This is a genomic window from Mesocryomonas fontinalis, assembly GCF_055730125.2.
Window position 1 is genome coordinate 423,698 of record NZ_JBUZWG020000001.1, and the last position, 22,055, is coordinate 445,752.

Annotated in this window: 21 protein-coding genes; 11 read left to right on the forward strand and 10 right to left on the reverse strand. The window is 66.3% G+C overall.

Annotation, left to right across the window (positions count from 1 at the left end):
• Positions 1 to 79: 79 nt before the first annotated feature.
• From ACZL02_RS01935 to ACZL02_RS01950, 4 genes are all read right to left on the reverse strand, one after another.
• Positions 80 to 1,918 (reverse strand): outer membrane beta-barrel protein, encoded by a 1,839-nt coding sequence (locus tag ACZL02_RS01935; RefSeq protein WP_472938510.1) that lies wholly within the window; start codon positions 1,916 to 1,918, stop codon positions 80 to 82.
• A gap of 118 nt (positions 1,919 to 2,036) precedes the next feature.
• Entirely contained in the window at positions 2,037 to 2,492 is a 456-nt protein-coding gene (locus ACZL02_RS01940) for an NfeD family protein (RefSeq protein ID WP_472938511.1), read from the reverse strand.
• The gene (locus ACZL02_RS01945) at positions 2,489 to 3,520 is read right to left on the reverse strand and encodes an SPFH domain-containing protein (protein ID WP_472938512.1); all 1,032 of its coding nucleotides are present in this window, start codon (positions 3,518 to 3,520) and stop codon (positions 2,489 to 2,491) included. The genes ACZL02_RS01940 and ACZL02_RS01945 overlap by 4 nt, the downstream gene beginning before the upstream one ends.
• An 87-nt stretch (positions 3,521 to 3,607) precedes the next feature.
• Positions 3,608 to 4,519, reverse strand: coding sequence for a DMT family transporter (locus ACZL02_RS01950; RefSeq protein WP_472938513.1), 912 nt, complete (start codon positions 4,517 to 4,519; stop codon positions 3,608 to 3,610).
• Between the two features lie 173 nt (positions 4,520 to 4,692).
• Here ACZL02_RS01950 and ACZL02_RS01955 point away from each other — a divergent pair, with 173 nt between their 5' ends.
• The 3 genes from ACZL02_RS01955 to ACZL02_RS01965 all read left to right on the forward strand — a co-directional run bounded on the left by ACZL02_RS01955 (position 4,693) and on the right by ACZL02_RS01965 (position 6,787).
• Positions 4,693 to 4,998: a DUF1244 domain-containing protein gene (locus ACZL02_RS01955; RefSeq protein ID WP_472933839.1), complete on the forward strand. Its 306-nt coding sequence runs from the start codon at positions 4,693 to 4,695 to the stop codon at positions 4,996 to 4,998.
• Positions 4,999 to 5,184: 186 nt separating this feature from the next.
• A complete protein-coding gene (locus ACZL02_RS01960; RefSeq protein WP_472933838.1) occupies positions 5,185 to 5,442 on the forward strand; it encodes a DUF2312 domain-containing protein in 258 nt (85 codons plus the stop codon).
• Positions 5,443 to 5,665: 223 nt separating this feature from the next.
• Positions 5,666 to 6,787, forward strand: coding sequence for a zinc-binding dehydrogenase (locus ACZL02_RS01965; RefSeq protein ID WP_472938514.1), 1,122 nt, complete (start codon positions 5,666 to 5,668; stop codon positions 6,785 to 6,787).
• Positions 6,788 to 6,896: 109 nt separating this feature from the next.
• On the opposite strand, the gene ACZL02_RS01970 is transcribed toward ACZL02_RS01965, so the two are convergent.
• Positions 6,897 to 8,027 carry a fumarylacetoacetate hydrolase family protein gene (locus ACZL02_RS01970; RefSeq protein WP_472938515.1) on the reverse strand — a complete coding sequence of 377 codons (1,131 nt, stop codon included), beginning with the start codon at positions 8,025 to 8,027 and terminating at the stop codon, positions 6,897 to 6,899.
• A gap of 274 nt (positions 8,028 to 8,301) precedes the next feature.
• On the opposite strand from ACZL02_RS01970, the gene ACZL02_RS01975 reads away from it, so the two are divergent.
• The 4 genes from ACZL02_RS01975 to ACZL02_RS01990 are packed head-to-tail and all read left to right on the forward strand — an operon-like array spanning position 8,302 to position 11,865.
• Positions 8,302 to 8,703 carry a MarR family winged helix-turn-helix transcriptional regulator gene (locus ACZL02_RS01975; RefSeq protein ID WP_472938516.1) on the forward strand — a complete coding sequence of 134 codons (402 nt, stop codon included), beginning with the start codon at positions 8,302 to 8,304 and terminating at the stop codon, positions 8,701 to 8,703.
• Positions 8,700 to 10,772 (forward strand): FUSC family protein, encoded by a 2,073-nt coding sequence (locus ACZL02_RS01980; RefSeq protein WP_472938517.1) that lies wholly within the window; start codon positions 8,700 to 8,702, stop codon positions 10,770 to 10,772. The genes ACZL02_RS01975 and ACZL02_RS01980 overlap by 4 nt, the downstream gene beginning before the upstream one ends.
• A gap of 8 nt (positions 10,773 to 10,780) precedes the next feature.
• Entirely contained in the window at positions 10,781 to 10,987 is a 207-nt protein-coding gene (locus ACZL02_RS01985) for a DUF1656 domain-containing protein (protein ID WP_472938518.1), read from the forward strand.
• Positions 10,984 to 11,865 (forward strand): efflux RND transporter periplasmic adaptor subunit, encoded by an 882-nt coding sequence (locus ACZL02_RS01990; protein ID WP_472938519.1) that lies wholly within the window; start codon positions 10,984 to 10,986, stop codon positions 11,863 to 11,865. Before ACZL02_RS01985 ends, ACZL02_RS01990 begins: the two co-directional genes overlap by 4 nt.
• A gap of 34 nt (positions 11,866 to 11,899) precedes the next feature.
• Here ACZL02_RS01990 and ACZL02_RS01995 read toward each other — a convergent pair whose 3' ends face one another.
• The 4 genes from ACZL02_RS01995 to ACZL02_RS02010 form a co-directional block, all read right to left on the reverse strand.
• Entirely contained in the window at positions 11,900 to 12,607 is a 708-nt protein-coding gene (locus ACZL02_RS01995; RefSeq protein WP_472938520.1) for a fumarylacetoacetate hydrolase family protein, read from the reverse strand.
• 30 nt (positions 12,608 to 12,637) lie between these two features.
• Positions 12,638 to 13,075, reverse strand: a complete 438-nt coding sequence (locus ACZL02_RS02000) for a Ros/MucR family transcriptional regulator (RefSeq protein ID WP_472938521.1) — start codon at positions 13,073 to 13,075, stop codon at positions 12,638 to 12,640.
• Between the two features lie 510 nt (positions 13,076 to 13,585).
• Positions 13,586 to 15,424, reverse strand: coding sequence for a peptidoglycan L,D-endopeptidase MepK (locus ACZL02_RS02005; protein WP_472938522.1), 1,839 nt, complete (start codon positions 15,422 to 15,424; stop codon positions 13,586 to 13,588).
• Positions 15,425 to 15,595: 171 nt separating this feature from the next.
• Positions 15,596 to 17,125 carry a sigma-54-dependent transcriptional regulator gene (locus ACZL02_RS02010; RefSeq protein ID WP_472938523.1) on the reverse strand — a complete coding sequence of 510 codons (1,530 nt, stop codon included), beginning with the start codon at positions 17,123 to 17,125 and terminating at the stop codon, positions 15,596 to 15,598.
• A gap of 131 nt (positions 17,126 to 17,256) precedes the next feature.
• Here ACZL02_RS02010 and ACZL02_RS02015 point away from each other — a divergent pair, with 131 nt between their 5' ends.
• Positions 17,257 to 19,083 (forward strand): M3 family oligoendopeptidase, encoded by a 1,827-nt coding sequence (locus ACZL02_RS02015; RefSeq protein WP_472938524.1) that lies wholly within the window; start codon positions 17,257 to 17,259, stop codon positions 19,081 to 19,083.
• 55 nt (positions 19,084 to 19,138) lie between these two features.
• Here ACZL02_RS02015 and ACZL02_RS02020 read toward each other — a convergent pair whose 3' ends face one another.
• Positions 19,139 to 19,285, reverse strand: a complete 147-nt coding sequence (locus ACZL02_RS02020) for a hypothetical protein (protein ID WP_472938525.1) — start codon at positions 19,283 to 19,285, stop codon at positions 19,139 to 19,141.
• Between the two features lie 83 nt (positions 19,286 to 19,368).
• Between ACZL02_RS02020 and ACZL02_RS02025 the strand changes: the two genes are divergently transcribed.
• The 3 genes from ACZL02_RS02025 to ACZL02_RS02035 all read left to right on the forward strand — a co-directional run bounded on the left by ACZL02_RS02025 (position 19,369) and on the right by ACZL02_RS02035 (position 21,902).
• Entirely contained in the window at positions 19,369 to 20,814 is a 1,446-nt protein-coding gene (locus ACZL02_RS02025) for a homospermidine synthase (RefSeq protein WP_472938526.1), read from the forward strand.
• Between the two features lie 140 nt (positions 20,815 to 20,954).
• The gene (locus tag ACZL02_RS02030; RefSeq protein ID WP_472938527.1) at positions 20,955 to 21,413 is read left to right on the forward strand and encodes a nuclear transport factor 2 family protein; all 459 of its coding nucleotides are present in this window, start codon (positions 20,955 to 20,957) and stop codon (positions 21,411 to 21,413) included.
• 108 nt (positions 21,414 to 21,521) lie between these two features.
• Entirely contained in the window at positions 21,522 to 21,902 is a 381-nt protein-coding gene (locus ACZL02_RS02035) for an Omp10 family outer membrane lipoprotein (RefSeq protein ID WP_472938528.1), read from the forward strand.
• Positions 21,903 to 22,055 lie beyond the last annotated feature (153 nt).

The window sequence follows — 22,055 nt, forward strand, 5'->3', positions numbered from 1 at the left end:
GCCCACATCCGCCGTGTCGAAGATCACGTTGACGTGGGTTCGCGGCGAAAGCGCGGCGGTAGCGGTTGCCGGGGGAACGTCAGCGCTGAAGGCGCAGGCCGATCTTGATGGAGTCGGAGGTGTAGTCGTCCTCCGAGGTCTTGCCGGTCAGGTTCTCGTGCCGCACCAGTCCGGTGAAGGCCAGCGAGCGGTTCAGCCAGTAGAGAAAACCCGCTTCGGCGGAATAGCTGGTCTGCTGGTCGGTGGCGCGTTCGCTGTCGCGGTAGGCGGCCGAGAGCGTCGCCGTCAGGTCGGTGCGGTGGGTCAGCCGATGGCGCAGCGCCAGCGCCCCCTCGTAGATGGTCGAGGTGCCGGTATCGTCTGTATCCGGGTCGAAGCGGGTCTGACCGGTCAGGACGAGATCCGTGCCGCGCTGCGGCGACCAGGCCAACCGGCCGTCGATGGTGGGCGAGCCCGTGGTCTCGAGCGACGCGGCATCCGGGACGTTCCAGGCATAGCCGGCCGCGATCTCGCCAAGAAATTTCTCGCCGAGGTCGAAGGCGACGCCGGTGCGCAACGACTGGATCAGCGAGTCGCGCTCGACGCCGGCCAGGTCGACCTCGTCGTCGAAGTTGCGCCGTCCTAGGCTCCCTTCGACGAAGGGCTTCAGGGCCGGCGAAATTTCGTAGCCGCCCCGCAAGGCCGCAGTATAGGTCGTGTAGCTCTCGTCGAGAATGCGGGTTGTCCCGGCGAAATCGGGGGTCGAGCGCGTCTGCCGGCTGACCGACGTGTCGATGCCGGCGGTCAGGCGGCCGAACTGCCGTTCCAGCTCCGCACCGGCGGAATAAGTCGAAAGGTCCGGCCGGTCCGCCGCGGACTCGCCGGCATTGAAGTCGATCGGGCTTTCCTGGCGATATTCATAGGCACCCCTGAGGGTTGCCGTCGTCATCCGGTCGATGTCCAGCCGCAGCCGGCCATCCACGGCGATGCGCGGCTCCGACTCGAGCTCGCCGGCAAAGTTTCGCCGGTAGGCGCCGAGCGCGTTCAGCTCGAACTGGTGCTCCGACCAGTCCGACAGAAGCCGGGCCGCCACATCGGTCTCGCTGAAGACGCCCCCTTCGCCGCCCGCACTGTCCGACAGGTTGGTGGACGCACCGAGGCTCTGGTTGAGGGTGGAGTAGAGCACGAACGACCCGGCGCGGATGCCAACCGGGGCGAACGGGTCGTTCTCGGCGATCGGGATCGTCCCGCGCAGCGGCGTGATGGCGAGATTTTGACGGCCGAGGATGCTTTCGCCGCGCGGGCGATCGACACGGCTGGCCGGCGGCGACAGGTCGCGGGGCGGCAAGCCGCCATTGCGCGCCGCCATCAGCGGGTCGATCGGCCGGCCGTTGCGGTCGCGTTGCGGGGCGTTGCCTTGACGCGTTGCAGCCGCGTTGCGACGCGCCGCACCGTTTTGTGGCAGGTTCTGGCCGGCCGCCGCCGGCGCCGGCGCGCTGGCGAGGTTGGCCGGGGCCGTCGGCTTGCCGTCGGGACCCTCGAAGAGGTCGAACCTAGGCTTCGGCGGGGGAGCCGCATCGTCGGTCGCGTCGACCGGGGGAACGGTGGTGTCCGGCAGGTCGCTGGAATCCTCGGCGCCGCGGCTGAACGGGAGGTAGGCGCCATCGCCGCCGCCGTCACGCAGCGTCGTCGACGGATCGGCCGCGCTGGTGCCGGGATCGGTGGGGGAGCGGGGGCCTGTCAGCCCGGAGGGTGTTGCGATGGGGGACACGCTGGTGCCGGCGCTCGGCCGCAGGCCGTCGATCCCGGACGGGGCGGCTGCCGGCGTCTGCGCGGCGGCAAGCCCGGCCCAGCTGCAGCCGAGCGCGAGCACGACGAAGCCGGCCCCCCGGAGGGTGCATCTCGGCGTCTCCGCTGACGTGTTGCGTGGCTCGTTCAAGATCCCACCGGCCGGTTGCTGATTCGCAAACTCATTGCCGAAAGGTAAACGCGGATGGTTAACGCAACCTTGCCAAGCCGTGCCAAACCTTGGCTGGCTGCGCGAAAGGCTCGGCCCGTCAGGTCGCTGGGACGACCGTCAGCACGGATCCTGCAACGCCGGTGACCCGGACACGGGCGCCGAGCGGGAGGTCCGGGCCGCTCACCCGCCACCAGCCGTCCTCGATCGCCACCTTGCCGCTGCCGCCGATGATCGGCTCGGACAGGACGACGACGCTGCCGACAAGGCGGGCGGCACGGTCGTTCAGCATCGGTCTCGGTCCGCTGACCGTCTTCGGCCCGACCCTTCGCCGTCCGAGAAGCACCGCGAGCGTCGACAGGATGACGAAGGCCAGCACCTGCCATTCCCAGCTGAAGCCGCCGGTGTCGCCGAGAAGCAGCACAGCCGTGCCGACGATCAGCGCGGCGATGCCGAGGAACAGGAGGTAGACGCCGGGCAGCACGACTTCGAGCACGAGCAGCACGAGGCCGGCGATCCACCAGGCATAGGGAACGATTTCGGCGAGCGGCGTCATGGACCCTCGACGCCGCTGCGGGGCGGCACGGCGCCGACGGTGGGCGTGCTCGGCACCCGGCCTCTTGCCGCGGAAGGGGTGGGCGAGGGTGGCGCGGCGTCGGGAAAGGATGCGCGGGCGAGCTCGGCGATGCCGCCGATCGAGCCGATCAGCGATGCCGCCTCGAGCGGCATCAGGATGACGCGCTGATTGGGCGCCGAGGCGAGCTTTGCCAGCGCCTCGGTGTATTTCTGCGCGACGAAGTAGTTCAGCGCCTGCACGTTGCCCGCGGCGATCGCCTCGGAGACCACGCGGGTGGCGGTGGCTTCCGCTTCGGCCAGCCGCTCGCGCGCCTCGGCCTCGCGGAAGGCTGCTTCGCGCAAGCCCTCGGCCTGCAGGATCTGCGCCTGCTTGTCGCCCTCGGCCCGCAGGATCTTGGCGTTCCGCGCGCCCTCGGCCTCCAGCACCTCGGCACGCTTCTCGCGCTCGGCCTTCATCTGCCGGGCCATGGAGTCGACGAGGTCCCGCGGCGGGTTGATGTCCTTGATCTCGATCCGGGTGATCTTGATGCCCCAGGAGTTCGCGGCCTGGTCGGCGACCCGGAGGATCCGCTCGGAGATCGCATCGCGGTTCGACAGGAGATCGTCGAGGTCCATCGAGCCCATGACCGAGCGGAGGTTGGTCATCACGAGGTTCAGGATGGCGTTTTCCAGACCGCTCACCTCATAGGCGGCGGCCGCCGCATCCAGTACCTGGTAGAAGGCGACGCCGTCGGCCGCGACCGAGGCGTTGTCGCGGGTGATCACTTCCTGCGTCGGGATGTCGAGCACCTGCTCCATCATGTTGAGCCGGCGGCCGATGCGCTCGACGAAGGGCAGCAGGATGTTGAGGCCGGGGGTCAGCGTGCGGGTATAGCGGCCGAAACTCTCGACCGTATAGGCGTAGCCCTGCGGGACGGTCTTGACCGCGGCGAAGAGGACGATGACCGCGAAGAACAGCACGGCGAGGATGAGGATGCCGAAGCCGCTGATCGGGAACCCGGTTTCCATGCGTCACGCCCTTTTGCCGATGTCCGATCTCTCCTGAGTGCCCTTCGCAAGCCATCCGTGCAAGCTGAAACGCCTTGCACCCGCTCTTCAGAGCGTCGGCGCGGGGCGGGGGCGGGCGACGAACAGCCCGAAGAGGATCAGGAGCCCGCCGGCGATCTGCAGGAGGCCGAGGCTTTCGCCGGCGAAGATCCAGGCGAACAGGGCCGCTGCCGCCGCCTCGACGAAGATCACCAGCGAGGAGAAGGACGCCGACAGCACGCCGAGCGCCAGCGCCAGCAGGCCCTGTCCGCCGGCGTGGCTGATCATGCCGAGCGCCAGGAGGTTCGCCACCCCGGTCCCGGTCTCCGGCAGGAAGCCTTCGCCCGAAACGACGGCCGCAGCGAGCAGGGCCAGCGTGGTGACGAGGGTCGAGCGGAGCGTCGCCGCGCCGGCGGCGAAGTGCTTGCGGGCCGTGCGCATCACCAGGAAGTAGAGGCCGAAGAAGAAGGAGGTGGCGATGCCGTAGAGATCGCCGACCCAGTTGCTCGACCCATCGCTGGCGGAGTGGAAGATCAGCAGCGCCGCGCCGGGCAGACAGACGGCGAGGCCGATGAAGGTCTGGCGCGACACCGCCTCGCCGATGGTGAAGCGCGAGAGCACGGCGACCCAAAAGGGGGCGAGGCAAGCGAAGAAGGTCGCGTTGGCGATCGAGGTGTGGCTGATCGCCAAATGCCAGAAGATGAGGTCGCCGGAGAAGAACAGGCCGGCCAGGAGCAGCGCCCGGCCGCCACCGGCCTGAGGCTTGGAAGCTGTGTTCGCCCGCTCGATCCGCGCCCAGAGGAAGAGCACGGGCAAGGACAGCGCGACGCGCCAGAAGGCGCTGGCGAAGGGCCCGACTTCGGCATTGCGCACGAAGACGGGGGATATGCCCATGGCCAGGGCGCCGACGAAGAGCGCGAGCAGCGCCATGCCGATCGAAATGCCGAGAAGGGCGGGCTTGGCGGAGACGGAAGAGGACATCGGTATCACCAAGCGGTACGAACTGTTCAGCCCCTGATAGGCAAGCCGGACGATGCCAAGTCAAGGGTTTCCGTCCCGCTTGCTCCCGGCTGCGCTGCCGGCTTGCCGCTGGCGCCGTTGCATCCGATATGACAGCCATGCCCGCCGTGGGCGAACCGACGAGGACGACAGCGATGACCGAGATCGACCAGCGCCTGCAGACCGAGCTCGAGGCGGCCGCCTTCCGCCGGCTGCGCGATCATCTGCGCGAGCGGACGGACGTTCAGAACATCGATCTGATGAATCTCGCCGGGTTCTGCCGCAACTGCCTGTCGAACTGGTACCGCGAGGCCGCGGGGGAGGCGGGCGTCGACATCGGCAAGGAACAGGCACGCGAGATCGTCTATGGAATGCCCTACGACACCTGGCGCGACCAGTATCAGCGCGAAGCCGCGCCCGAGGCCGCTGCCGCCTTCGCGGCAAAGGCGCCGCACTCCTGATCGCGCCGGCGGACAGCGCGACCATCTTCCTTCAAACTTTCGGCTTTATCTGCTAGGTGCGCCGGACGCAGTCGAATCCAGGTCCTCGACGAGCCACGGCCTTTCGGGGCCGGCGGCCGTCCGGCGCGAAGGGTCGACCCCCTATTCTAGAGGCGGCTTCGGCCTGCCAGCGACCGAGAGATTCCGATGGACGAGAACACCCCCGCCGATTCCACCGTTGCCGCCGACGAACTGCGGGCCTTCATCGAGCGCATCGAGCGTCTCGAAGAAGAGAAGAAGACGATCGCCGACGACATCAAAGAAGTCTACGGCGAGGCCAAGGGCCGCGGCTACGACACCAAGGTGATCCGCAAGATCGTCTCGATCCGCAAGCAGGACGCCAATGAGCGTGCCGAGATGGACGCCATTCTGGAGCTCTACCTGCAGGCCCTCGGGATGCTCTGAGGCACCGCCGTCGCCGCTTCGCGCGGCGGCGAAAACGGGAAGGCGCAGCGCGCAAGGCACGCCTCGGAGCACGCTCAAAGGCCGGCACCCAGCGGATCGGGCCAAAGTGTTCCGACCGGGCGGCGAGGGGTCGGGGCCTGTTAAATGGCGGTGGAAACGCCAGTTAGTTTGCGACAGGCGACGGATCATGATCCGTGCCGTCCCAAACTTTCGGAGAACCGCCATGCCCCTGACCGCCAGAGAATTGCGCTCGACCATCACCGAGGACGGTGTCCTGACCCTTGGCCTGGAAGAGGTGTCGATCAACGATCCCGGCGATGACGAGGTCATCGTCCGCATCGAGGCAGCGCCGATCAATCCGAGCGACCTTGGCTTGCTCCTCGGCCCCGCCGACATCGCGTCGATGAAGGCGGACAAGGGTGGATCCACGCTGACGTTTGCGGTGCCTAAGGAGCGGATGGGAAGCGTCGCCGGCCGCATCGGCCAGTCGATGGCCATCGGCAACGAGGCGGCCGGCACTGTGGTGGCTGCCGGAAAGAACGCGAAGGCGCTGGAGGGCAAGCTCGTCGGCGCGATCGGCGGCGGCATGTACGCCGACTACCGCAAGCTCGCCGCCAAGGACGTCGTTCCCTTGCCGGCCGGCGCCACGGCCGCCGATGGCGCATCGATGTTCGTCAATCCGCTGACGGCGCTCGGTTTCGTCGAGACGGCCCGCCGCGAAGGCCACAAGGCGATCGTCCATGCGGCCGCCGCGTCCAATCTCGGACAGATGCTGCAGAAGATCAGCCTCGCGGATGGCATTCCGCTGGTCAACATCGTCCGCTCGAAGGCGCAGGCGGACATCCTGCGCGGGATCGGCGCGACGCATGTCCTCGACAGCACGGCCGGCGATTTCAAGGCCCAGCTCGCCGATGCCATCGCCGAGACCGGCGCGACGATCGCCTTCGACCCGATCGGCGGCGGCACGCTCGGGAGCGACATCCTGACGGCGATGGAGCAGGCGGCGGCGGCGGCCATGCCGTCCTACAACCGCTACGGCTCGGAAACATTCAAGCAGCTCTACGTCTACGGCGCGCTCGATCCCGCGCCCCTGGTGCTGAACCGGCTGAGCTTCGGCTTCCGCTGGAGCGTCGCCGGCTGGCTGCTGTTCCCGTTCCTGCAGCAGGCCGGTCCGGAGGTTGGCGCCCGCTTGCGCCAGCGTGTGGTCGACGAGCTGACGACGACGTTTGCCAGCCGGTACACGCGCGTCATCAGCCTCGAGGAGACGATCCATCCGGACGTCGTCGAGGCTTACCAGCGCAAGGCGACGGGCGAGAAGTTCCTCATCGATCCGTCCCGCGGCTGAACGCTTAGCTGCCGCCCGTTGCCGCTAGCGCTGGTGACGGGCGGGGGAGATGCATGGCGCCGCGGTCTCCGCGACGCCGTGCGGCGGCGGATGAAACCGACGCCGGGCCTCAGAGCAGCTTGCGGGCCGCCAAGTTGCGCATGAGGGCCGAAGGACCGAAGGTCCAGGGCGCACATTCCGTCGACAGCAGAACGCGGTTTCGCAAGGCTCCGAGCTTGTCGTTCGAGATGGTGACGACGTCGCCGATCTTGTGAGTGAAGCCCTGGCCGGGATGGTCGCGGTCCTCGCTCGGCGCAAACAGGGTGCCGAGGAATAGCACGAAGCCGTCGGGATACTGGTGGTGGCGGCCGATGGTCTGGGAAACGAGATCCAGCGGATCGCGGCTGATCTCCTTCATCGAGCTGCGGCCGTTCAACACGTAACCGTCCTCGCCCTCGACCTTCAGGTCGAGCTCGGCCTGGCGCACGTCATCGATCCCGTAGCTCGCGTCGAAGAGACGCACGAAGGGACCGAGCGAGCAGGACGCGTTGTTGTCCTTCGCCTTGCCGAGCAGTAGCGCGGAGCGCCCTTCGACATCGCGCAGGTTCACGTCGTTGCCGAGCGTCGCGCCGCGGACCTCGCCCCGGCTGTCGACGACCAGCACGATTTCCGGCTCCGGATTGTTCCACTTCGAGATTGGGTGCAGTCCGACATCGGCGCCGTGGCCGACCGACGAGAGCACCTGCGACTTCGAGAAGACCTCCGCATCCGGGCCGATGCCGACTTCCAGATACTGCGACCAGACGCCTTCCTCGATCAGCGCCGCCTTGACGCGTTCGGCTTCCGCCGAGCCGGCGCGAACGTTGCGCAGGCTGTCGCCGATAAGGGCGGTGACGCGGTCGCGGATGCCCTGCGCCAGATCCGGATTGCCGGCGGCCTTCTCCTCGATGACGCGCTCGAGCATCGAGCGTGCGAAGGTCACGCCGCAGGCCTTCACCGCCTGCAGGTCGATCGGCGCGAGGAGATATGCGCCGTTCGGGCCGCGCCCCGTCAGAAAGTCAGCGACGCTGCCGAGCGTTTCGCCCGTCGCCGCCGCCAGGGTGCCGGCCGGGTCTTTCATTTCGATGAGATCGCGGACCGTCGGTATTTCGGGCGAGGTGATATCGACGACATCGCCGTTCCGGATGACGACGACCGACGGGCCTTCCAGCTCCGGCCGCCAGACACGACCGACGAACGTGCCCGTTTCGTAGAATTCCATGCTGTTTCCTCCCACAGCGATTCGCATCATCGCTTCCGGCTGGACCCTAGCGCCGTCGAGCCGGCAGCCCAAGCCGAAGATCCGGCAGTTGGGGCCGGCGCCGATGCACCGGCCGGACCCGTCCCGCCTACGAGAATCTCCGACTGGATGTGCTCAATTAACATTGCATACTTATAATGAGAGTCCTATCTATCGAGCCATGCAGCCCATAGACCGACTCCGCTTCGATATGACGCGCACGCTTCTCCGCGTGGGCCGGCAATGGCGGCGACTGGTGCGCGAGCTGATGCTCCGGCACGGCCTGTCGGAGGCCTGCGCCCATCCGCTGGTGGTGATTGCCCGGCTCGGGGACGGCACGCGCCAGGTGACCGTGGCGGAGGAGGTCGGGATCGAGGGGCCGTCGCTCGTCCGGCTGCTCGACCAGCTCTGTGGTTGCGGCCTGGTGGAGCGGCGCGACGATCCCGTCGACCGGCGCGCGAAGACGTTGTGGCTGACCAAGCTCGGTCGCCGGACGACGGGGCTGATTGAGGATGATCTCGTCGCCCTGCGGCGCGATGTCCTCGGCGATATCGATGCGGCGGACCTTGCGGCAACGATCAGGGTTTTTCAGGCGTTGGAGCGTGGTGCCGCATCCTCTTCGGGGCGCAATGGCCAAAGTGAGGATCAGACACCGTGATCACTGGTCTCCCCAACTGGCGGGAATGGCTGTTCTCGGCCAAGTCTTTCCTCGCTTCCATGATGGCGCTCTACATCGCGCTGTCGGCCGGCCTGTCGCGTCCGTACTGGGCGATGGCTGCCGTTTACGTCGTCGCCAATCCCCTGTCGGGCGCCACGCGATCGAAGGCGGTCTACCGCGTCCTCGGCACCATGATCGGTGCGGCGGGCTCGGTGTTCCTGCTGCCGCTGTTCGTTAATGCGCCGGAGCTGTTCAGCCTCGTCGTCGCGCTGTGGACCGGCGGCTTCCTGTTCATCTCGTTTCTCGACCGCACGCCGCGCAGCTACGTCTTCATGCTGGCGGGCTACAGCCTGCCGCTGATCGCCTTGCCGGCAGTGTCGGATCCAACGCAGATCTTCGACATCGCGAGTTCGCGAACCCTCGAGATCGGCATCGGCATCGTCTGCGCCACCCTCGTCAACTCGTTGATCCTGCCGGCGCCCATCGGCCCGGTGCTCGGCGGGCGGACACAGAAATGGCTGCAGGATGCCGGCGAATGGGTATCGGCGATCCTGAAGCGTGAAGACAGCGTCGATAGCGCCCGCGAGCGCCAGCGCCTGGCTGTCGATATCCGCAGCTTCGACATGCTGATCAGTCAGCTGGCCTACGACGACGCGATCGGCAGCACCGTTCAGCGGGCACGCGCCCTGCGCGGCCGAATGGCCATGCTGCTGCCGCTGTTGTCCTCCCTCAGCGATCGCCTGGATGCGGTCGGCGAGGGTTCCGGTGCCCCGGCGGAGCTTGCCGACCTTACCCGGGACATTGCCGACTGGATCGCCGCCCCTGCCGAAAGCGGCACCGCAGGTTTGACGGTCTTGCAGGAACGCCTCGCGGCACTGGAGCCGCAGGGTCAGCCGGCGGCGCAATGGCAGGGACTGCTCGTCTCCAGCGCCCTCGAACGGCTTCGCGAATTGCTGGACCTCTGGCAGGACTGCCGGGTGCTGCAAGGTGAAATCCTGCTCGGCCGCAAGGCCGGTCGCTGGCAGCGCGCGTCGATGCGCCATCACCGCGTCATCAGTTCGGTGCCGCACTTCGACTACGGCCTGATGGCCTTCTCTGCCTTTTCGGTCGTCGCCGTCACCTTTCTCGCCGGTCTCATCTGGATCGCGACGGGCTGGCACGAGGGCGCCGGCTTCGTGATCATGTCGGCGGTCGGCTGCTCGTTCTTTGCAGCCATCGACAACCCGGCGCCGATGATCAAGAGCTTCGTCATCTGGATGTCGGTGGCCGCGGTGATCTCCGGCGTCTACCTCTTCGGCATCCTGCCGAACGTCCAGGATTTCGGCATGCTGGTGCTCGTCTTCGCGCCACCTTTCCTGCTGGCCGGGACGGTCATCGGCCGGCCGCAGTTCATGCTGATCGGCATGCTGCTGGCGGTCAATATCGCCTCGCTCGTCGGGCTGCAGGAGATCTATGCCGCCGACTTCGGGACTTTCGTCAACGGCAACCTCGCCTCCGTCGCCGGCGGCCTGTTCGGGTTGGTCTGGTCGATGGCGACCCGGCCTTTCGGCGCGGCACTCGCGGCACGGCGGCTGGTGCGGGCAGGATGGGCGGAAATCGCTGCGACCGCCGGTGGCCGGCGCAATGCCGATCCCGCGCAGTTCGCGGGGCGCATGTTCGATCGTCTTGGCCAGCTGGTGCCCCGTCTAGCCCAGGGCGTCGCGGAGGATGTCGCGGCAACCGACATGCTGGCGGAACTGCGGATCGGCATGAACATGCTCGACCTCAAACGGATCGAGCCGAACCTGCCACTCCCGCTGCGGGCCCATGTGCGCACCGTGCTCGACGGCGTTGCAGCGGCTTTCGCCGACCGGCTGGACAACGCCCGCCGTGATGAGGCCGGGGAAAAGCTGCTGGCGGAGATCGATGCCGCGCTGGTGGCGCTGGTCGACATCACCGACGGACCGACGCGGCGGACGGCGCTGCAGGCCGTAGTCGGGCTCCGGCGCGGCCTCTTCGCCGACCGGCAGGCGCCCGTGCTGACCATGCCGCGTCACGATGCTCCGCCCCTCGTCATCGCGGCGGAGTAGGGAAGACCATGTTCGGCGACTTCAACCTGTTCGGTGTCTACGTCCCCCGGATCCTCGTCCTGGCGCTCATCGCCTATGTTCTCAATCTCGTGCTGCGGCGCGTGCTGGCACGGCTCGGCGTCTATCGCCTGGTTTGGCACCCTGGGCTCTTCGATCTCGCTCTGTACGTCCTTGTCCTTGGTGGCATGGCGCAATTATCGGAACTTTACCTGTGAAAACGCTCTCCCGGATGATTGGCCGCGTTCTGTTCACCCTCGTCATCACTGTCGTTGCAGTGGTGGTCGGCTGGCAGACGTGGGATTATTACATGAACGAGCCTTGGACCCGAGACGGTCACGTCCGCGCCGACGTCATCGGCATCACCCCGGACGTCTCCGGCATCGTCAACGAGGTGCTGGTGGCCGACAACCAGGTGGTCAAGAAGGGCGACGTGCTCCTGCGCATCGACCGCGAGCGCTTTGCCTTGGCGCTGCAGTTAGCGGAAGCCGCCGCGAAGGGGCAGGCGGCATCGCTCGAGCAGGCGCGGCGCGAATATGAGCGCTATCAGCAGCTCAGCCGCAACGTTGCCTCGCAGCAGAATGTCGAGCAGGCCGGGGCTTCCCAGGCCGTGGCGGAGGCCTCCTACGAACAGGCGGTGACCAACCGCGACCTTGCCAAGCTCAACCTCGAACGCTCCGAGATCAGGGCGCCGGTCAACGGCGTCATCACCAATCTGTCGCTGAACGCCGGCGACTACGCGACCGCGGGCAAGGCCGTCATCGCGCTGGTGGACAGCGATTCGCTCCGCGTCGAGGGATATTTCGAGGAGACCAAGCTGCCGCGCATCGCGATCGGCGATCCGGTGGATATCCAGGTGATGGGCCATCCGGGCAATCTGACGGGCCGGGTCGAGAGCATTGCCGGCGGCATCGAGGATCGTGAGCGCAGTGCCGGGTCGGAGCTTCTGGCCAATGTCACGCCGGCTTTCAGCTGGGTGCGGCTGGCGCAGCGCATTCCCGTCCGCATCGCGCTCGACAAGATGCCCGACGGCGCGCCGCTGGTTGCGGGTCTCTCGGCTACGGTAACGGTGCGACGCACGGCGGCCGCCGACTGACCAATCGCTGCTGGGTCTCAGCGGGCGTCGTCGATCACGCGACGCGCGTTCGCAGTTCGCCGATGCCTTCGATCCCGCCGACGAGAACATCGCCGCGCTCGACAGGACCGACGCCTGCCGGGGTGCCGGCGAAGATGAGGTCGCCCGGCTGCAGCGTGAAGAGCGTCGACAGCGTGGCGATGATCTCCGGCACCTTCCAGATCATCTGGTCGAGATTGCCGCGCTGGCGCATTTTTCCGTTCACCGTCAGCCAGATCGCGCCCTTGCCGATGTGGGGTGCGTCGGCGATCGGCATCAGCGGGGTACACGGCGCCGATCCTTCGAATGCCTTGCCGGTTTCCCAGGGGCGGCCGAGCTTCTTCGCCTCCCCCTGCAGATCACGCCGCGTCATGTCGAGGCCGACAGCATAGCCGAAGACGTGCTCCATGGCGCGATCGATCGCGATGTCGCTGCCGCCGGTCCGCAGCCCGACCACCAGTTCGATCTCGTGATGCACGTCGGCGGTCGCGCTGGGGTAGGGAAAGTCCCGGCCGGACAGGATCAGCGTGTCCGGGTTCTTCTGGAAGAAGAAAGGCGGTTCGCGATCGGGATCATGTCCCATCTCGACCGCATGATCGGCAAAGTTTCGCCCGACGCAGTAGATGCGGTGAACGGGAAACAGCTTCTGGCTGCCGAAGACCGGAAGAGACGGTACGGTCTTCGGCTCGAACACGTAGAGTTCGTCTAAACCGCCATCGGCCATTCGGGTTCTCCCGTCAGTGTTTCCGATCGGTCAGGCGCCGGATCGGCTGGTGCGCCGGCGCTTGTGGCCGAGGCCCATCTGCTTGGCGAGGCGCGAGCGTGCCGCCGCGTAGTTCGGAGCGACCATCGGGTAGTCCGCGGGCAGATCCCACTTCTCGCGGTAGTCCTCCGGCGACAGATTGTAGTGGGTCATCAGGTGGCGCTTCAGCGACTTGAACTTCTTGCCGTCCTCCAGGCAGACGATGTAGTCGTCGGTGACCGACTTCTTCACCGGAACGGCAGGCTTCGGCTTCTCCGCAGTCGGCGTCGCAGGGGCCGAATGGGTGCGACCCAGCGCACCGAACACATCCGAAATCAGCGCCGGTAGGTCGGACATCGGTAGCGAATTATTGCTGACATAGGCGGCCACCACCTCGGCAGTGAGCTCCATCAGCATTTCGGTATTATCGGCTGTCTCGATCTGGTCCATGTCTCACCCAATCACGTGGATGGCCCGGTTCGGGCCGTATCGCCAAATGTCTGCTATGACCGATTTCCCGGAGATGCGACGCGCTCTGTAAACTGGCATGCGACCGCATGGCGAAGGCGGCGCTTATCTGCTTGTATTGATACTGCGTTACTTAATGTCAAGGCACAACTCAGGCATCGCAAGCCCGTCCGACCTTAAGCCGCTAGAACAGGTTTAGAATAAAAAGCGTCGCAACGACGGCGGGACTGGGCCTGCGGTCGCATCGATCACTGGAAATCTTGTCGGCTGGGGGCGAACGACACCCGCTTGCAGGGCTGAACGCATCCGCGTCAATATTCGATATTCGCTTCCGGAAGTGCTGAGCTGGTACGCTGGGCAGGGTTGTCTGCTGTGCTGGCGAGCGCCGCGAATCAGCCTGGCGACGCCGGCGCTCCTGCACGATCACCAAGGCCGGCTGCGGCAGCACCTGCCGCTGTTGGCGGGCGGGGGGCCCGCCAACAGACGCGGTGACTATTCGAACTTGGCGACGGGAAGGAAGTTGACCGCCGAACCCGCAAAGCGGTTGGAGGCGTTGGTCAGCGGGTTGGCCGTGAAGCCAGCGGTAAAGACCGAGGAAGGAACCTCGCGCACCAGGCCGTCAGCCTTCGGCTTGCGGAGGGCCTCGGACTTAGCCCGCGCCTCGGGGCCGGTCACCAGCGACGCCATCTCGATCCGCGAGGTGATCGCCTTCTGTGCGTGCTTGACGGATTGCGCTGCCGGGGCCGGGGACTTGACCCGGGCGAAGCGCCCGGTCTTGCCGGCAGGCACGTCGACTTTCGCGGTCGTGCGGACCGGCGCTGCCGTTGCAGCCGCGACCTTGCGGCTTTCCAACGCTGCCACGAGCTGGTTGTCGACAGCCTTCTTGGTGGGCTCCGAGAGAGCCGCAACAGCCTGCGCCGGCTTGACGCCGAGATCAGCCCGCATGGCGGGCGCCGCGTCGAGGATGCGCTTGATCGGATCGGTGCTGGCGACCATCGGCGACGGCACCGGAATGGCAGCCGTTTCCACAGGCACTGCCGAGGCGCCGCCCTTCAGGATGGCTTCGAACGGCGGACGTTCACGCGGCGTCGGCACGGCATAAGCCATCTGCGCCGGGGCGCCGGCCACGGCCTCGTCGACCGGCGGCGAGGCTTCGAGCGCCGCGACGAGGCTCGAGACGTCGTCCTCCTTCGCCGGCGTCGCCGTCGGCCGGAGCGGGGCCGCGTGCGGCACGGGAACGCGCGCCGGGGCGAGGCCAGCGACCTCCGTCTCAGCGGCGGCCTCGGCTGTCGCGAACGGCAGTCGGCTGGCGATCGCCGCTGGCGGGGTCGGTGCCGACGTGTCGTAGGTATCGCGGATCGGCAGCGGAACGCCCGATGCCAGCATGTTCGGCTTGGCCGACGGCACCATCGCCGCCACGGCGACGCTCGGCGCCGGCTTCGGCGGAACGGGCATCGCGGCAGGGGCGAGCCTTGCCGCTGGCTCAGGCTTCGACGGCGCGGCCTCGGCGACCTCGGACTCGGCGTTGTCGTCTTCCTCGTCAGCCCCGCCACCGCCGAAGATGGCAGCGAAGAGCGTCTTGCCGCCACCGCCACTGCTGCTCGGAGCGCGGCTGAACACGCCGCCCGCATTGGCAACCTGAATGCTGCTCGCGGTCTTGCGCGACTTGTAGGAGGCGAGCGCCTGCTCGTAGCCCGGCAGCGGCTTGCCGTCCGACGGGACGTGAATGGTATTGCCGTTCGGGAACACGGCGACGAGTTCCTTTCGGCTCATCCGCGGCCAGTGGCGCGCATTGCCGACGTCGAAATGCACGAAGGGCGAGCCCGAGCGCGGATAGTAGCCGACGCCGCCGACCTGCATCTTCAGGCCGATCTCGCGCATCTTCTTCAGCGGGACGTCGGGAATGAAGAAATCAAGGGCGCGGCCCGCCGTGTGCTGGCTTTCCTTGGCGACACCAGAGGAGCGCGAGCGCAGCATGTTGTTGGTCGCTGGCGAACGGAAGCCGCAGATGACGTTGATGTAGGAGCGCGAGCCGGACTGGCGATACGCCTCCCAGATCAGATCCATCAGGCGCGGATCCATCGTGGTCTCCTGCTTCTTGCGCCAGTCGCGCAGGAACCAGTTGATCTCCTTCAAACCGGACGGGATGTACCGACCGTTCCGCTTGTAGTCGATCGCGACCTTTTCCTTGGTATGCAGATTGTAGAACTTGAGGGTGCGCGTTTCAGCCTTCGCAGCAACCGACCCGACGGAGAGGGCCAGCACGCAGAGTGCGGCCATCGAAGCGGCGCGCGTTCCAGCGCGGCCGACAAGGTCGGTCAGTCCGAACATTCGGTACCAGTCCCCTCAGGTTGACGAACACGGTCTATGCGTCCCCAGACCGCCGTCGTATAGCAGGATAGTTAACGGTCTTCCAATCGGCCGAGAGTGCGGCGCTAAGATGACGCATAGCCTACTCCGACCCAATTTGAAAAGAAAAGGGTTAACAGGATGTGAACGCAGCTAAGCGTCACCCGTGTCACGCAAGGTTTGCTGATGCTTATCCTTGCCGAACCCTGCGTCTGCCTCAAAGATGCCATAAAGCCGCATCTTCCGATACAGCGTCGAGCGACCTATGCCAAGGCGGCGCGCAATCTCACTCATATGACCGCCGTAATGCGCGACGGCGCGGCGGATGTGCGCGGCCTCGAGCGCCTCGAGGGTCACGAGTTCGCCGTCCTCGCCGAAGCCGTCTGGCACAGCCTCGCCCTCCCGCTCGAACGACTGCTGCATGACCATCGGGACGGGCTCGACATCTCCAGCGGCACGGGCCACGTCGTCCAGTTCCTGCACCGGGACAGCCTCGCTCCGGCGTGGCTGCAAGGCCCCGATCTGCGGGAAGTCGGCAATGCCGAGCGTCGGTCCATCGGCCAGCACTACGGCGCGGTGAAGGGCGTTCTCCAGCTGCCGGATGTTGCCGGGCCAGTCGTGCCGCTCAAGCAGAGCCACCGCCTCCGCCGACAAGGCGCGCGCCGGCGAGCCGGGCTCGGTCTCGGCAAATCGGGCAAGGAAGTGCTTCGCCAGCGCGGCGATCTCGTCGCGGCGCTCGCGCAGCGGCGGCAGGCAGACTGAAAGCACGTTCAGGCGGTAGTAGAGATCCTCCCGGAAGCGTCCCGCGGCGACCTCGGTCGGCAGATGGCGGTGGGTGGCGGCGATGATCCTAACATCCGGCCGGACCGGACGGCGCCCGCCCACCGGGTCGACCTCGCCGCTCTGCAGGACGCGCAGCAGCTTGACCTGGATTTCCAGCGGCAGCTCGCCGATCTCGTCCAGAAAGAGCGTGCCGCCGTCGGCATCGACGAACTTGCCCGGCCGCCGCTCTCCGGCATCGGTGAAGGCGCCCCGCTCGTGGCCGAACAGGATGCTCTCGGCAAGGCCTGCCGGCATCGCGCCGCAGTTGACGATCACGAACGGCGCCTCCGCCCGCGGCCCGGCCGCGCGGATGGTCTCCGCCAGCCATTCCTTGCCAGTGCCGGTTTCCCCCTCGATCAGCAAGGGAATGGTCGAGCCTGCCGCCCGCTCTGCCAGGGCCAGGAGGTCGCGCATGGCGCGGCCGGTGGACGGCGAGGGCGCCCGTGCGCCTTTCGGTCTTGCTCCCGGCCCGCCCCGCCGGCGCGCATCGTGGACCCGGATCGCCTTGTCGATCGTCTGCTGCAGCTTTTCCGGAGAGACCGGCTTGACGACGAAATCGAAGGCGCCGGCGCGCATCGCCTCGACCACGGTGTCGATGCCGCTGCGGCTGGTGAGGACGATCACCGGAATGTCCCGGCCTTGCCGCTGCATGTCGGCGAGGACGTCGAGGCCGCTCTCGCCCGAGAGCATGAGGTCGAGCACAAGCGCGGCGATGGCGTCGGCGCCCTCCTGTCGCAAGGCATCGATCCCGCCGGAGACGCTGTCGCGCAGGATCGGCAGATGCCCCATGCGCGTCACCAGCGCCTCCACCAATCGGCGCTGGACAGGATCGTCGTCGATGATCAGAACCTGGCGTGTCATGCAGTACTCCACCCTCGCCGGATGGCAGGATTGCCCCATTTTGACACGCAGGTTCCTGTGATCCGCTTGACGATCAGGCTTAACGCAGTGCTAACCCTCCCATTCCCGCCCTGGCAACGACCGAGATATTGATGATCGACCGTATTCTTCTGGCCACTTCCGCAACCGGTGCGACAGCCGGGACAGGGCTGCCCGAGTGGAACCTCGACGACCTCTACCCCGCGATGGACGCCCCGGGTATCGCCGGCGATCTCGACATGGGTGCGGCCCTCGCTCTGGCCTTCCAGGCGCGCTGGCGCACGGCCCTCGGCCGCGAGGCCGCGCTGCCGGGCGGTGGCGGCATCGCCGAGGCGCTGAAGGAGTTCGAGGCGCTGGAGGAAATCCTTGGCCGTCTGATCTCCTATGCAGGCCTCGTCTATTCCGGCGATACCTCGGATCCGGCGCGCGCCAAGTTCTACGGCGACATCCAGTCGCGGGTGACCGACATCTCCTCGCGCCTTCTGTTCTTTCCGCTGGAGATGAACCGGATCGAGGATGCCGTTCTCGACGCGGCGATGGCCGAGAACCCGAAGCTCGCACACTATCGGCCGTGGATCGTCGACCTTCGCAAAGACAAGCCCTACCAGCTGGAAGACCGGGTCGAGGAGCTCTTCCATGACAAGTCGGTCACCGGGCATGGCGCCTGGAACCGGTTGTTCGACGAGACCATGACCGCCCTGCGTTTTGACGTCGATGGGGACGACATGGCGCTGGAGGAAACCCTCAACCTTCTGCAGGACGAGCGACGCGAGCGCCGTCAGGCCGCCGCCGCCGCGCTCGCCCATACCTTCGGCGAGAACCTGCGCACTTTCACGCTGATCACCAACACGCTCGCCAAGGACAAGGAAATCTCCGACCGCTGGCGCGGCTTCAAGGACGTCGCCGACAGCCGGCATCTCGCCAACCGGGTCGAGCCGGAGGTGGTCGATGCGCTAGCGCGGGCCGTGGTCGCGAGCTATCCCGCGATCTCCCACCGCTATTACGCGATGAAGGCGAAGTGGCTGGGGCTGGAGAAGCTGGAGTTCTGGGACCGCAACGCGCCGCTGCCCGATACCGCGCGGCGCGAGATTTCCTGGGGCGAGGCGCAGTCGACGGTGCTGTCGGCCTATTCCGGGTTTTCACCGGAGATGGCGGCGATCGCCGAGCGCTTCTTCCAGCGCAACTGGATCGATGCCGCCGTCCGCCCGGGCAAGTCGCCCGGCGCGTTCGCGCACCCGACCGTTCCGTCGGCGCATCCCTATGTCCTCCTCAACTACATGGGCAAGCCGCGCGACGTGATGACGCTCGCGCACGAGCTCGGCCATGGTGTGCACCAGGTGCTGGCCGGTCCGCAGGGCGCGCTGATGGCGCCGACGCCGCTGACGCTGGCCGAGACGGCCTCGGTCTTCGGCGAGATGCTGACCTTCCGCTCGCTGCTCGACCAGGCGAAGACGCCGCTGGAGCGTAAGACCTTGCTCGCCCAGAAGGTCGAGGACATGATCAACACGGTGGTCCGGCAGATCGCCTTCTACCAGTTCGAGCGGGCGCTGCATCAGGAGCGGCGGAACGGTGAGTTGACGGCGGACCGGATTGGCGAGATCTGGGTCGAGATGCAGAAGGAAAGCCTTGGTCCCTCGATCCATCTCGGCGAGGGCTATGAAACTTTCTGGACCTACGTTCCCCACTTCATCCACTCGCCGTTCTACGTCTATGCCTATGCCTTCGGCGACTGCCTGGTGAACTCGCTCTACGCCGTCTACCAGAATTCGGAAGAAGGTTTTCAGGACAAGTACTTCGCCATGCTGAAGGCCGGCGGCACCAAGCACCATTCCGAACTGCTCGCGCCCTTCGGCCTCGATGCCTCCGACCCGTCCTTCTGGTCGCGGGGACTGGCGGTGATTTCCGGCTTCATCGACGAACTCGAGGCCATGGAGGTCTGACGTCCTCCGAGCGGCGGCGCCGTTTCGCTGAACACTGCCGCCGCGGCAAGCCTGTTTACAGGAAAGTTTTATCAACGTTGCCGCCAAACCCGCGGCGAACGAAGAACGCCAATCCGATCAAAGGCTCGCGGCGAAATAGTTTCGGCACCTTGGTGATTCTGACCGCGCCGAAATTGGGAACGCCGCCGCCGTTGAGTTTCATTTAACGCCGATTTGCTTTAGCCGCAGGGGAACATAGTCGCGGCGACCTTGATCGTTGCGTCCGACCTGGAAGGAATTGCCACCATGGCGATTGAAAAGCATCCGATCTACGGAAAGATCAGCGGCCCGGTGGTGATGATCGGCTTCGGCTCGATCGGCCGGGGAACGCTGCCGCTGATCGAACGCCATTTCGACTACGATCGTTCGCGCGTCACCGTGATCGACCCGAACGATGCCGACCGCAAACTGGCGACCGCCAGCGGCGCGACCTTCCTGCACCAGGCCCTGACCCGCAAGAACTACGAAGAGATCCTGACGCCGCTGCTGACCGAAGGCGAAGGGCAGGGCTTCTGCGTCAACCTGTCGATCGATACCGGCTCGGTCGACATCATGCGGCTCTGCCGCGAACTCGGCGTCCTCTACATCGACACCGTGGTCGAGCCCTGGCTCGGCTTCTACTTCGACGACACGATCTCGAACGCCGACCGCACGAACTATGCGCTGCGCGAAACGATGCGCAAGGAGAAGCGCCGGAACCCCGGCGGGACCACTGCCGTCTCCTGCTGCGGCGCCAATCCCGGCATGGTCTCCTGGTTCGTCAAGCAGGCGCTGGTCGATCTTGCCGGCGAGATCGGCAAGGATTTCGCGGAGCCAGCGACCGGCGACCGCGAGGGCTGGGCCAAGCTGATGAAGAAGGTCGGCGTCAAGGGGATCCACATCGCCGAGCGCGATACCCAGCGCGCCAAGAAGCCGAAGCCGCTGAACGTGTTCTGGAACACCTGGTCGGTCGACGGGCTGATTTCCGAAGGCATGCAGCCGGCGGAGCTCGGCTGGGGCACGCACGAAAAGTGGATGCCCAAGAATGCCAAGACCCACAAGAAGGGTCACCAGTCCGGCATCTTCCTCGAGCAGCCGGGTGGCAACACGCGCGTGCGCAGCTGGTGCCCGACGCCGGGGCCGCAATACGGGTTCCTCGTCACCCACAACGAGGCGATCTCGATCTCGGATTACTTCACGGTCCGCGGCAAGAACGACGAGGTCAAGTATCGGCCGACTTGCCACTACGCCTATCACCCCTCCAACGACGCCGTGCTGTCGCTGCATGAGTTGTTCGGCGCCGGTGGCCGCATCCAGCCGGTGCGCCACGTTCTGTCGGAGAAGGAGCTGGCAGACGGCGGGGATGAGCTGGGTGTCCTGCTCTACGGGCACGAGAAGAATGCCTACTGGTACGGCTCGCAGCTGTCGCTCGAGACGGCGCGCAGCCTGGCGCCCAATCAGAACGCCACCGGCATGCAGGTGACATCGTCGGTGCTCGCCGGCATGGTCTGGGCACTGGAGAACCCGAAAGCCGGCATCGTCGAGTCCGACGAGATGGACTTCCGCCGCTGCCTTGAGGTGCAGAAGCCTTATCTCGGCCCGGTGAAGGGCTACTATACCGACTGGACCCCGCTCAAGGATCGATCCATCCTGTTCGAGGAAGATCTCGATGCCGAAGACCCTTGGCAGTTCAGGAACATTCTCGTCCGCTAGGGCTGTCGATTGGGCCCACCCGGCGATTTCCTTGTGCAAAAGCCGTTTGTTGGCTTGGCTTTCTCAAGCAGTCACTGGCCAACAAAGACTTCTGCGTTATTATTCTCTCTCGGCTTGTTGTAAGCCGGGAGGAAACATGGATGCTGGAAATCCATGACAGGGCAGAGCTGAGGCGAAACGTTCTGCGTGACGTCATAGATTCAGTCATGTCGGGAACGATGGGCAGTATCGCGCGGCATTTCGCGCCCGGTGCCGTCTTCTCCAACCGCAGCAATGCCGGCATTATCGATGCGCCGTGGTTCGATCGGCTGGAAGGCGAGTTTCGCCTGAGCGGCGAAGATGAGGCGAAGTCTTTCCTCAGCGAACTGATGCGGCGCGCGACCTATATTTCCTACGAAGAGCGCGGCACGATCGTCGAAGACGACGAAGCGGCCTGCCGTTGTGACTGGACCCGGCGGGACGAACGCAATGGCTCGCTCGTCACCGGCACCACGATGTACTGGTTTACCTTCACCAGCGACGTTCGTATCCGGTCGATCGAGACGATCGGCTCGATCCATTCGGTGATTCCGGCGCAGGACCGGGAAACCGCGGCCTGATCGGCCACAGGCGTCGCTTTTCGCGACGCATTCCCGGCGCTGACCGATGACAGGTCTGCTGATGTCTAGTACGGGTCAGCCGACAACTGCTTTTCTCGGAGCCAGAGCATGCGTGCCATCGTTTCTTCCCTCGCCCTCGCGACGGCTGCCCTCCTGCTGGTGGCGTGCCAGACGGCAGACAACCGCGTGACCAGCCTGCCGACCGAAACCCGGCCGCAGGGCGTTGACGGCAGCTGGGCATCTGTGGGCGGTCCTGTCGCCTATACCGCCAACTTCCGAGGCGGACGCTTCACGTCGACGGAAGCCGGTACCGGTGCGGTTCTGGCCGAGGGGAGCTACACGCTGCTTGGTCCGGGCCAGGTGACGATCGACTATACGTCCAAGCTTCGCGGCACGCGCGTTGCGGCCAACTGCAACCAGGTCGAGGTGAACCGACTGGCCTGCGCCTCCTCGAACGGCAATCGTTTCGAGTTCACGCGCCGCAGCTGACGCGACCTGTGCCCATGAGGCGCACGACGACGCTCTGTCTGTATTGAGTGAGAACATCCTGGCATCGCCGGATGCTCTCGGAAATCGGACAGCTGACGACATCGGACCGATGACGAGCTCGGACCGATGACAAGGGCGGCGGGACACTCCGGA

Excerpts from the sequence above, each read along its gene's own strand:
- ACZL02_RS01940 (WP_472938511.1), bottom strand. The coding sequence starts at position 2,492 with ATGACGCCGCTCGCCGAAATCGTTCCCTATGCCTGGTGGATCGCCGGC.
- ACZL02_RS01945 (WP_472938512.1), bottom strand. The coding sequence starts at position 3,520 with ATGGAAACCGGGTTCCCGATCAGCGGCTTCGGCATCCTCATCCTCGCC.
- ACZL02_RS01950 (WP_472938513.1), bottom strand. The coding sequence starts at position 4,519 with ATGTCCTCTTCCGTCTCCGCCAAGCCCGCCCTTCTCGGCATTTCGATC.
- ACZL02_RS01955 (WP_472933839.1), top strand. The coding sequence starts at position 4,693 with ATGACCGAGATCGACCAGCGCCTGCAGACCGAGCTCGAGGCGGCCGCC.
- ACZL02_RS01960 (WP_472933838.1), top strand. The coding sequence starts at position 5,185 with ATGGACGAGAACACCCCCGCCGATTCCACCGTTGCCGCCGACGAACTG.
- ACZL02_RS01965 (WP_472938514.1), top strand. The coding sequence starts at position 5,666 with ATGCCCCTGACCGCCAGAGAATTGCGCTCGACCATCACCGAGGACGGT.
- ACZL02_RS01970 (WP_472938515.1), bottom strand. The coding sequence starts at position 8,027 with ATGGAATTCTACGAAACGGGCACGTTCGTCGGTCGTGTCTGGCGGCCG.
- ACZL02_RS01985 (WP_472938518.1), top strand. The coding sequence starts at position 10,781 with ATGTTCGGCGACTTCAACCTGTTCGGTGTCTACGTCCCCCGGATCCTC.
- ACZL02_RS01995 (WP_472938520.1), bottom strand. The coding sequence starts at position 12,607 with ATGGCCGATGGCGGTTTAGACGAACTCTACGTGTTCGAGCCGAAGACC.
- ACZL02_RS02000 (WP_472938521.1), bottom strand. The coding sequence starts at position 13,075 with ATGGACCAGATCGAGACAGCCGATAATACCGAAATGCTGATGGAGCTC.
- ACZL02_RS02005 (WP_472938522.1), bottom strand. The coding sequence starts at position 15,424 with ATGTTCGGACTGACCGACCTTGTCGGCCGCGCTGGAACGCGCGCCGCT.
- ACZL02_RS02010 (WP_472938523.1), bottom strand. The coding sequence starts at position 17,125 with ATGACACGCCAGGTTCTGATCATCGACGACGATCCTGTCCAGCGCCGA.
- ACZL02_RS02015 (WP_472938524.1), top strand. The coding sequence starts at position 17,257 with ATGATCGACCGTATTCTTCTGGCCACTTCCGCAACCGGTGCGACAGCC.
- ACZL02_RS02020 (WP_472938525.1), bottom strand. The coding sequence starts at position 19,285 with ATGAAACTCAACGGCGGCGGCGTTCCCAATTTCGGCGCGGTCAGAATC.
- ACZL02_RS02025 (WP_472938526.1), top strand. The coding sequence starts at position 19,369 with ATGGCGATTGAAAAGCATCCGATCTACGGAAAGATCAGCGGCCCGGTG.
- ACZL02_RS02030 (WP_472938527.1), top strand. The coding sequence starts at position 20,955 with ATGCTGGAAATCCATGACAGGGCAGAGCTGAGGCGAAACGTTCTGCGT.
- ACZL02_RS02035 (WP_472938528.1), top strand. The coding sequence starts at position 21,522 with ATGCGTGCCATCGTTTCTTCCCTCGCCCTCGCGACGGCTGCCCTCCTG.